The organism is Amycolatopsis acididurans (genome assembly GCF_012328925.1).
In the GTDB taxonomy this organism is placed as follows: Bacteria; Actinomycetota; Actinomycetes; order Mycobacteriales; family Pseudonocardiaceae; genus Amycolatopsis_E; species Amycolatopsis_E acididurans.
In genome coordinates this window covers 1-9461 of record NZ_JAAXLS010000097.1, presented here as the reverse complement: position 1 = coordinate 9461, position 9461 = coordinate 1, and the positions used below count along the sequence as shown (strand labels likewise).

Sequence of the window (9461 nt, the reverse complement as noted above, 5' to 3'; positions counted from 1 at the left end):
GGGTCGGCGGACCCGCCGTGGCCCGCGCAGCCGCGCCTCGCGCCCACCCCGGAGATGGTCAACAAGCGGCTCAAGGCGGCCCATGACGCCGAGCGCGCCCGCGCGGCCCGCCGGTCGCGGCTGCCGTCGCAGGCGCCGCAGTTCCTGCAGCCCTCACCTCAAGACACCACTCACGACCCCGCCGTCACCCCGGCGAACCAGGGACCAGCCATGCCTCCTGAGTTCAGTTCCGCACCCACGCCCGCCACGCCGATCTCACCGCCGCGGCGGGGACCTCGGCCCGGATCGGCGCCGCAGTTCCAAGCCGCTGGAGGGCCACGTCGACGCGGCGCCACCCCACCGCCGGCCCGCCCGATCCGCACCGCGTCGGTGCCCCCGCAGTTGCAGTTCCGGCCCGCCACGCCACCCGCGCCGGAGCCGTCGTCGCCACTCAGGTCGGCGTCCGCTCCTGCCGCGCCGGTGTTCCGGCAAGCCCAGCCCGAGCCGCGCATCGGGGACGCCTACCGGCGCACCCAATCGGTTCCGCCGCCGGTGTTCCGCGCGCCGAAACCTGCTCCAGGAGGTGAAGGGAAATGAGTCAGCCGGTAAGGATTCCCGCCGACGTCGATCGCGAGGACCGCGTCATCGGTCCGCTGACCGCGCGGCAGCTGCTCATCCTCGCCGTCACCGGGATCGTGCTGTACGGGGCGTACACGCTCACCCGCGAGTTCGTGCCGCTGGTGGCGTTCCTCATCGTCGCCATCCCGATCGGGGTGACCGCCGCGTTCCTCGCGCTCGGGCAGCGCGACGGCATTCCCCTCGACCGGTTGGTGCTGGCGGCGCTGCGGCAGCGGTTGAGCCCGCAGCACCGGGTGGCCGCGCCGGAAGACATCCGGCCCGTCCCCGAGTGGCTGGGCAGCCAGGTAGCGAACACCAGCAGCACGGGCCGCGCCAAGCGGAAGGACAGCGCAGGCGGCGCGGATGCCGCGGCATCGACGGTCTCGCCGGCCGCGCTGCGGCTGCCCGCCGAAGCGGTCACCGACACCGGTGTCATCGACCTCGGGAAGGACGGCGTCGCCGTGGTCGCGGTCTGCTCCACGATCAACTTCGGGCTGCGCACTCCGGCCGAGCAGGAGTCCCTCGTCGCCTCCTTCGGGCGGTACCTGCACAGCTTGACGGCACCGGTGCAGGTGCTGGTGCGGGCGGAGCGGCTGGACCTGTCCGGGCAGATCGCCGAGCTCCGCGAGCAGGCCGGCGGGCTGCCGCACCCGGCGCTGGAACGGGCGGCGCGCGAGCACGCCGAGTACCTCGACCAGCTCGGCCGCGCCACCGACCTGCTGCGCCGCCAGGTCCTGCTGATCCTGCGTGAGCCGCTGCTGACCACGGGGCCGGCCGACGGGCTCGGCGGCGCCTCACCGCTGGCCGCGTTGACGGCGAAACGCCGGGCCGCCAAGCAGGCCACCTTGGTCGACGACGCCACCCGGCGCGCGGCCGAAGCCCGGCTGGTTCGCCGGCTCGGCGAGGCGGTCGAGCTGCTGTCCCCGTCGGGGATCGTGGTCACCCCGCTGGACGCCGGACAGGCCACCGCGGTGCTCGCCGCGGCCTGCAATCCCGACAGCGTGATTCCGCCGAACTCCCGTCTCGCCGGCTCGGACGAGGTCATCACGACCGCCCCGGACGAGGGCTGGGACGCAGGTGCGTTCGGCCGCGCCGCGTTCCCCACCGACGGCGAGTTCGGCGAGGCCGAGGACGCCTGGGACGACGGCTTCGACGACACCGCCGAGGACCCCGACGACTACGCCAACTCCGCGGGGAGGTACCGCCGATGAAGACCACAGCCAAGCGCCGCGGCCGGAAGACCCAGGCCGTGCAGCCGCCGCTCGGGCGGGCCAGCGCGTTCACCCCGGACGCCATCTCCGTGCGCCCCCGCGCGCTGGAAGTCGGTGGCGAATGGGTCGCCAGCTTCGCCGTCGTCGGCTACCCCCGCGAGGTCCACCCCGGTTGGTTGCAGCCGCTGCTGACCTACCCCGGACGCGTCGATGTCTCGCTGCACATCGAGCCGATCGACCCCGTCACCGCGGCCAACCGCCTCAAGAAACAGCTGTCGAAACTCGAAAGCGGTCGCCGGCACACGAGCGAGAAAGGCCGGCTGATCGACCCGCACGTCGAAGCCGCTACCGAGGACGCCTACGACCTGTCCGCGCGGGTCGCTCGGGGCGAGGGCAAGCTCTACCGGCTCGGGCTGTACCTGACCGTGCACGCCCCCACCGAGGAAGCCCTCGGCGACGAGGTCGCGGCCATCCGGTCGCTGGCGGCGTCGCTGCTGCTGGACTGCAAACCCACCACCTATCGCAGCTTGCAGGGCTGGATCACCAGCCTGCCCATGGGCCTCGACCTGGTCGGCATGCGCCGCACGTTCGACACCTCGGCGCTGTCCGCGGCATTCCCGTTCACCTCACCCGACCTGCCGCCGCCGGACCCCACCTCGGTCGGCGCGCCAAGCGGAGTGCTCTACGGCTTCAACGTCGGAAGCCAAGGGCTCGTGCATCACGACAGGTTCGCCCTGGACAACCACAACAGCGTGATCCTCGGCCGCTCCGGTGCGGGCAAGAGCTACCTGGTGAAGCTGGAGTTGCTGCGGTCGCTGTACCGCGGGATCGAGATCCACGTCATCGACCCCGAGGACGAATACGCCCGGCTGGCCGCCGCGGTCGGCGGGACGTACGTGCACCTCGGCGCCGAGCAGGTCCGGCTCAACCCGATGGACCTGCCGATCCACACCCGCCCGGACGGGCGCCGCACCGCGCCGCGCGACGCACTCATCCGACGCAGTCTGTTCCTGCACACGGTGATCTCGGTGCTGCTGGGCAGCGAGCTCGAAGCGACCGAACGGGCGGCGCTGGACCGGGCCATCACCGCGACCTATCAGCGCGTGGGGATCACCTCGGATCCGCGGACCTGGACCCGCCCGGCGCCACTGCTGGCCGACCTCGCCGAGGTCCTCGCCGACACCGGTGACCCCGCCGGGGTCGAGGTCGCGGCACGGCTGCACCCGTACGTCACCGGCGCGTTCTCCGGCCTGTTCTCCGGCCCGACCTCGACCCGTCCGGAGGGACACCTGGTGATGTTCTCGCTGCGGGATCTCGCCGACGAACTCAAGCCGATCGGCACGCTGCTCACCCTCGACGCGGTCTGGCGGCAGGTCTCCAACCCGGCCATCCGCAAGCCCAGGCTGGTCGTGGTCGACGAGGCGTGGCTGCTGATGAAGGAACCCGCCGGTGCCGAGTTCTTGTTCCGGATGGCCAAGGCAAGCCGCAAGCAGTGGGCGGGCCTCACGGTCGCCACCCAAGACACCGCGGACGTGCTGGGTTCGGACCTCGGCAAAGCCGTCGTCGCGAACGCAGCCACGCAGATCCTGCTGCGGCAAGCCTCCCAGGCGATCGACGAGATCACCCGCACCTTCGACCTATCGCTCGGCGAGCGTCAGTTCCTGCTCTCCGCCGACCGCGGCCAAGGTCTGCTCAGCACCGGGACGCAGCGGGTTGCGTTCCAGTCCATCGCCTCGCCGGTCGAGCACGAGTTGGTCACGTCCAACCCCGCGGAAATCGCCGGATATTCCGACACCTCGTCGGGAATCGAGAACTCCTTCGTCGAACTCGGCGCAGACGACACCGCGGGAATCGCGGACTCGTTCGACGACGGCGACGCGTCGCAGATCGAACTCGACGCCGCCTGATCACCCTCATCGCAAGCGCTAATCCGTTCATATCGAATCGCACTCAGGGGATACCCATGTCTACGTCACTGCCCATTTCCGCCACAGTCCGCCGGCCCGCTCGCCTCCTGACGCAAAACAGCGAGATGCGCCAGATTGGCGTGTGGAACTGGTCGCTGCCCGCCTGGGCCGGGCGACTGCCCGATGGTCGTACCTACAACACCTGTCCCAGCGCCGGCATCTGCGCCCAGGCGTGCTACGCGCGGCACGGCGCCTACACCTGGCCGGTCGTTCGTGCCAAGCATCAGGCGAACCTCACCTACGTCCTCGACGACCTGGCCGGCTGGCAGGCTGCGATGGTCGCCGAACTCGGCGCGACCAAGTTCCGCGGCGTGTGGATCAGAATTCACGACAGCGGCGATTTCTTTTCTGACTCATACCTTCAGGCATGGCTGGATATCTGCCGGGCACGCCCCGACACGAGTTTCTACGCCTACACCAAGGAGGTGTCTCGATTCCGGGCGCTCGTCGAGCCTGACCCGCCGCCGAATTTTCTGTGGGTCTACTCCTACGGCGGGACACAGGATGCCGCACTTAACCCTGCCGTCGATCGGGTCGCGGATGTGTTTCCCGACGAGACCGCGATCGCCGAGGCCGGCTGGGCCTCGCAGGAAGCCAGCGACCTGCTCGCGGTCCTGGGCCCGCGGCTGGTCGGGGTGCCGGCCAACCGCGGGCCCGCCTACCTCAAGCGGCTGGCCGGCCGCCGGTTCTCCGAGTGGCAAGCCGAGGTCGACGCCGAACGCGCCACCCGCCGAGGCCGCCGGCACCTGCGGCTCGTCGTCGACAACACCCGCTCCGACCGCCGCCAGCCGCCCACGGCCGAGCCCAGCTCGATGCCGGGCGACCAGCCACGGGCGGCCTGACCGCAGCTCGCGCCCGTCCCGTCGACCGCTTTGCGTGGGGAGGTCCCCGATGTCCTGGCCAATCACCACCACACCCCTGTCCATCCTGGTCCCTCCGCGGGTCGAGCAGACCGCGGAGGTCCTCGCCTCACCGGTCGGCGACTACCTGCGTGACCCGCTCGGCGCGTTCCAGAACGTGCTGGCGCACCTGCGCGATCTCGCCCTGACGTGGGGCCCGATCGTCGGGCCGGTGCTCGCGGTCGCCGTCACCGCTGCGGTCATCGCGCGGCGCCGGTGGCGCCGCCGCTACCACCAGCGCCTGATGACCGACGCCCGCGCAGTCACCGTGCTCGCGCCGCCCACGGTTGACCCCACGGGCGCGATCACGGTGTGGTCCAACCTCGTCGGCCTCCTGCGTCCCGGATGGCTGCGCCGCTTCGGCGGGCAGCCGCACCTGGCATTCGAGCTGACATTCACCGACGACGGCGTGCAGATCGGCCTGTGGGTACCCGGCCTGGTGCCACCCGGCATGGTCGAACGCGCGATCGAGGCCGCCTGGCCCGGCGCGCACACTCGCACCACCCCCGCCAAGCCCCCAATCCCGACCACGGCGGCAGCGGGCCGGCGCGTCGAAGCGGTCGGCGGCGAGCTGCGGCTCGCGCGCTCGGAAGCGCTGCCGATCCGCACCGAGCACCCGGCCGACCCGATCCGGGCGATGCTCGGCGCACCGGTCGGGCTCGGCCCGCACGAGCGCGCCTGCGTGCAGATCCTCGCCCGCCCCGTCGCCGGCCACCGCGTGACCAAGGCCCGGCGAGCGGCCCGGCGGGTGCACGCGGGCGGCTCGGTCCACCTGGTCGGCCGGTTGCTCGACGTCATCACGCCGGGCAAGACCCCGAAGCCGTCGGCCAGCACACGGACACCGGGACTGGATCGGCAGACCAGCCTGGAGTACGCCGCCCAGGACCGCGCGGTCGTGGAGAAGCTACGGGCGAACCAGTTCGAGACCCGCATCCGCTACGCCGTGGCCACCACCGTGCCCGAGGACGCCACCTCGGGCGAGGTCCAGGCGGTGCGGGAGGTGCTGCGGGGCCGCGGGCACGCGATCGCCTCGGCGTTCGCCGCCTACTCCGAGCACAACTACTACCGCCGGGTCCGGCTGCGCCGCGACCCGGTCGCCGTGTTGGCCGAACGCCGACTCGACAAGGGGGACCTGCTCTCAATCCCCGAGCTGGCCGCGATCGCGCACCTGCCGATCGACGAATCCACCCCTGGCCTGCAGCGGGCCGGCGCGAAAGCCGTGCCACCCCCGCCGGGCATCGCCACGGCCGGCGAGCAGATCAAACCGCTCGGACTGTCGGAATCCGGGCACTCCCGCCCGGTCGGCCTACACGTCGCCGACGCCCGCCACCACCTGCACATCCTCGGCGCCACCGGCTCCGGCAAGTCCGAGCTGATGGCCCGGATGATCCTGGCCGACGCCGAGGCCGGCCGCGGCGTCGTCGTGGTCGACCCCAAGGGAGACCTCGTCTCCGACATCCTCATGCGCCTGCCCGAGGAACTCGGCGAGAAAGTGGTGCTCTTCGACGCAGACTCCCGAGCCCGACCGCCAGTGCTCAACCCCCTGGAAGGTGCTGACAAGGCCCGCGCGGTCGACAACCTCGTCAGCATCTTCTCCCGGATCTACGCCTCCTCCTGGGGGCCGCGCACCGACGACATCCTCCGCGCCGGGCTGCTCACGCTGACCGCGATGCCCGGCACGCCGACCCTGGTCGACCTGCCCAAGCTGCTCACCGTGCCAGCGTTCCGGCAACGAGCCTGCGACCAGATCGACGACGAGGTCCTCAAAGGCTTCTGGTCCTGGTACGACGACCTGTCCGAAGCCAGCCGCGCGCAAGTGATCGCGCCGCTGATGAACAAGGTCCGTGGATTCCTGCTGCGTCCCTTCGTCCGCGCCGCCATCGCCGGTGGTCAGTCCACAGTGGACATGGACGAGGTGCTCAACACCGGCGGCATCTGCCTGGTGCGCATCGCTCGCGACGCACTGGGGATGGAAACCGCGCGGCTGGTCGGCTCCATCGTCGTGGCGCGCACCTGGCAGGCCGCGACTCGCCGAGCTCGCGTACCGCAGCGTCAACGCCGCGATTGCGGGCTGTACGTGGACGAGTGTCACAACTTCTTGAACTTGGCCTATCCGTTGGAGGACATGCTCGCCGAGGCCCGTGGTTACCGGCTCTCCATGGCGTTGGCGCACCAGTACCTCGGGCAGCTACCGAAGGAGCTCGAAGAGGGCATCAGCACCAACGCTCGCAGCAAGATCTTCTTCAACGCCAGTCCCGAGGACGCCAAACGCCTGGCACGGCACACAATGCCGCGGCTTTCTGATCACGACCTGTCCAACCTCGGTGTCTATCACGTGGCCGCCCGGCTCGTCCTGGGTGGCGAGGAAGCGCCGCCGTTCACCGCGGTGACCGAGAAACTCCCGCCCGCGATTCCCGGACGCGCCAAGGCGATCCGCAAAGCTGCCAGGGTCAACACGCGCCCGCCCGTCACCGACGCCGACGGCGCAACGCGCCGCGCGGATCAGCCCACTGTGGACCCGCGCCGCGCGGCCTGACCCGGCAGGTCTCGTTCTCCCGCAACGCATGCGGGCTCACCTACTGCGCTCGCCCGCTCCGGTGATGCCCGGATGCGTTGCCCTTCGCCTTCCCCAATTCCGGCCAACGCCTGGGAGGTGCCTACCCATGATCTCGAATCCCACGCCTCAGAGGGCATTGCGCGGGCACATGCCTCAGCGCCCCACGCCACGGGCGGCCACTACCGGGGAGCACCACGCCCAGCTCGCCGGGCGGCTCACCCTCCGGGACCGGTGGCTGGCCCGGATGCTGCACGAACACAAGGTCTTCACCACCCAGCAGATCGTCGAGCTCTGTTACCCCACCATGCGCGCGGCCAACCACCGCCTGCTGGACCTGTTCAAGTGGCGCGTCGTCGACCGCTTCCAGCCGTTCGTCAGCTCCGGCACCGCACCGATGCACTACGTCCTCGACATCGCCGGCTCCGTGGCGCTCGCCTACGAGGACGGTCTGGACCCCAAACAACTCGGCTATCGCCATGAAGACGCCATCGGCATCGCCCACTCCCTGCGACTCGCGCACACCGTGGGCGTCAACGGCTTCTTCACCACCCTCGTCGCGCTCAGTCGGGAGCCCGGTGCCCGCGGACGCCTGACCGCGTGGTGGTCCGAACTGCGCTGCGGTCGGCTCTTCGGCGACATGGTCCGCCCCGACGCCTACGGCCGCTGGCGCGAAGACGGCCACCAGATCGAGTTCTTCCTCGAATTCGACTTCGGCACCGAGGACCTCGGCAAGCTTGGCCGCAAGCTGCACGGCTACGAAAAGCTCGCCACCGCAACAGGAATCACCACACCAGTCCTGGTGTGGCTGCCCACCAACCGCCGCGAAACCACCGCGCGCCGAGCACTCGCCGACGCACTGTCCCAGTTGGACCGGCCAGCGCTCGTGCCCGTAGCCACCAGCGCCGCAGATGTCGCAGGCGTGGCCGGCGAGGACAACCCCGCAGCGGCGCGCTGGTTGCCGATCTCCGGTCCGGCATCGCGACGACCGGGCCGGGCGCGTCTTGTCGAGCTCGCGCGGCTCTGGCCCCACGTCGACCCGCCCACCGCGGCGCCGTCCTCGACCTCGCCCCAGGCGCAGCAGGCGCCCGCGGAACGGGCCGCGCCGGACCCGCTCCCGCCACCCCTTCCCACCAGCCGCTTCCGGAGGTGACCCCATGAAAATCGCCGTTGCCGCTGTCGCGGCCATCATCGCCGTCCCCATCCTCATCGGAGGTGTCGGCAAAGCCATCGTCAGTGCGCTGTTCGGCACCGGTGGCACCGAACCGAGCCAGGCCGCGATCGCCGAGATCCCCAACGACTACCTGTCGCTCTACCGTGCAGCAGCCTCCGTGTGCCCAGGGCTGGACTGGACGATCCTCGCCGCGATCGGCGATGCCGAATCCAAGCACGGCCGCGGATCCGGCGAAGGCATCACCGAAGGCGAGAACTACATGGGAGCCGGCGGCCCCATGCAGTTCCTCAAGCCCACCTTCGACGGCGTCATCGCACGCCACACGATCCCACCCGGCGGCTCGAACCCGCCCTCCCGCTACAACCCACACGACGCCATCTACGCCGCCGCGTTCTACCTGTGCGACTCAGGCGCCCAGAAGGACATCCGCAAGGCCCTGTTCGCCTACAACCATGACGAAGACTACGTCAACGGCGTTCTGGCACAAGCAAAACGCTACGGCACCGCCACCGTCGGCACCGGCGACTGCAACAAAATCCAGGCACCCAACCCGGCCGCGATCATGGCGATCAACTTCGCCTGCGGCCAGCTCGGCCTCCCGTACGTCTGGGGTGGCAACGGACCAGCCGGCGGCCATGCCGGCTTCGACTGCTCTGGCCTCACCAAGGCCGCGTACAACGCCGCCGGCATCAACCTGCCCCGGACAGCCCAGACGCAGTACAACGCCGGTCCGCTGGTGCCCGCGGGGCAGCCGCTGCTTCCCGGCGACCTGGTCTTCTACGGCACGCCAGGCAACGTCCACCACGTCGGCCTGTACATCGGCGCAGGGAAGATGGTGCACGCCCCGACGTTCGGCGAGCCGGTCCAGGTCAGCAACTACCGCTGGAACGGGGACGACTATCTCGCGGCCAGCCGCCCCACCGGCGATGCTCGTGTAGGTTCTCATGTTTGATTTCATTTTCTCACTGATTTTTCGTCGGTCTTTCGTATGTGAAAGATCGATGAGAAGTCGGACGGTCGAGTCGCCCGTGCGGGGTCACTCGTTCGTGTCTGATGGCT

At 70.4% G+C, this 9461-nt stretch carries 6 protein-coding genes and 1 pseudogene; all 7 read left to right on the top strand.

Annotated elements, in window-relative coordinates; all coding sequences use genetic code 11:
• Positions 1-576, top strand: a pseudogene (locus HFP15_RS42410) (hypothetical protein); the annotation flags it as partial.
• Positions 573-1808, top strand: coding sequence for a PrgI family protein (locus HFP15_RS41835; protein WP_168524125.1), 1236 nt, complete (start codon positions 573-575; stop codon positions 1806-1808). The pseudogene HFP15_RS42410 and the gene HFP15_RS41835, both read left to right, overlap by 4 nt.
• Positions 1805-3715 carry a VirB4 family type IV secretion system protein gene (locus tag HFP15_RS41830; protein WP_168524122.1) on the top strand — a complete coding sequence of 637 codons (1911 nt, stop codon included), beginning with the start codon at positions 1805-1807 and terminating at the stop codon, positions 3713-3715. Before HFP15_RS41835 ends, HFP15_RS41830 begins: the two co-directional genes overlap by 4 nt.
• Positions 3716-3771: 56 nt before the next feature.
• Positions 3772-4617: a GP88 family protein gene (locus tag HFP15_RS41825; protein ID WP_168524120.1), complete on the top strand. Its 846-nt coding sequence runs from the start codon at positions 3772-3774 to the stop codon at positions 4615-4617.
• Positions 4618-4666: 49 nt separating this feature from the next.
• Positions 4667-7210, top strand: a complete 2544-nt coding sequence (locus HFP15_RS41820) for a helicase HerA domain-containing protein (protein WP_168524118.1) — start codon at positions 4667-4669, stop codon at positions 7208-7210.
• Positions 7211-7379: 169 nt separating this feature from the next.
• Complete coding sequence (locus HFP15_RS41815) at positions 7380-8381, top strand: replication-relaxation family protein (RefSeq protein ID WP_246272567.1); 1002 nt, start codon at positions 7380-7382, stop codon at positions 8379-8381.
• A gap of 4 nt (positions 8382-8385) precedes the next feature.
• Positions 8386-9354 (top strand): C40 family peptidase, encoded by a 969-nt coding sequence (locus HFP15_RS41810; protein WP_168524114.1) that lies wholly within the window; start codon positions 8386-8388, stop codon positions 9352-9354.
• Positions 9355-9461: the final 107 nt, after the last annotated feature.

Excerpts from the sequence above, each read along its gene's own strand:
- HFP15_RS41835 (WP_168524125.1), top strand. The coding sequence starts at position 573 with ATGAGTCAGCCGGTAAGGATTCCCGCCGACGTCGATCGCGAGGACCGC.
- HFP15_RS41810 (WP_168524114.1), top strand. The coding sequence starts at position 8,386 with ATGAAAATCGCCGTTGCCGCTGTCGCGGCCATCATCGCCGTCCCCATC.
- HFP15_RS41820 (WP_168524118.1), top strand. The coding sequence starts at position 4,667 with ATGTCCTGGCCAATCACCACCACACCCCTGTCCATCCTGGTCCCTCCG.
- HFP15_RS41815 (WP_246272567.1), top strand. The coding sequence starts at position 7,380 with ATGCCTCAGCGCCCCACGCCACGGGCGGCCACTACCGGGGAGCACCAC.
- HFP15_RS41830 (WP_168524122.1), top strand. The coding sequence starts at position 1,805 with ATGAAGACCACAGCCAAGCGCCGCGGCCGGAAGACCCAGGCCGTGCAG.
- HFP15_RS41825 (WP_168524120.1), top strand. The coding sequence starts at position 3,772 with ATGTCTACGTCACTGCCCATTTCCGCCACAGTCCGCCGGCCCGCTCGC.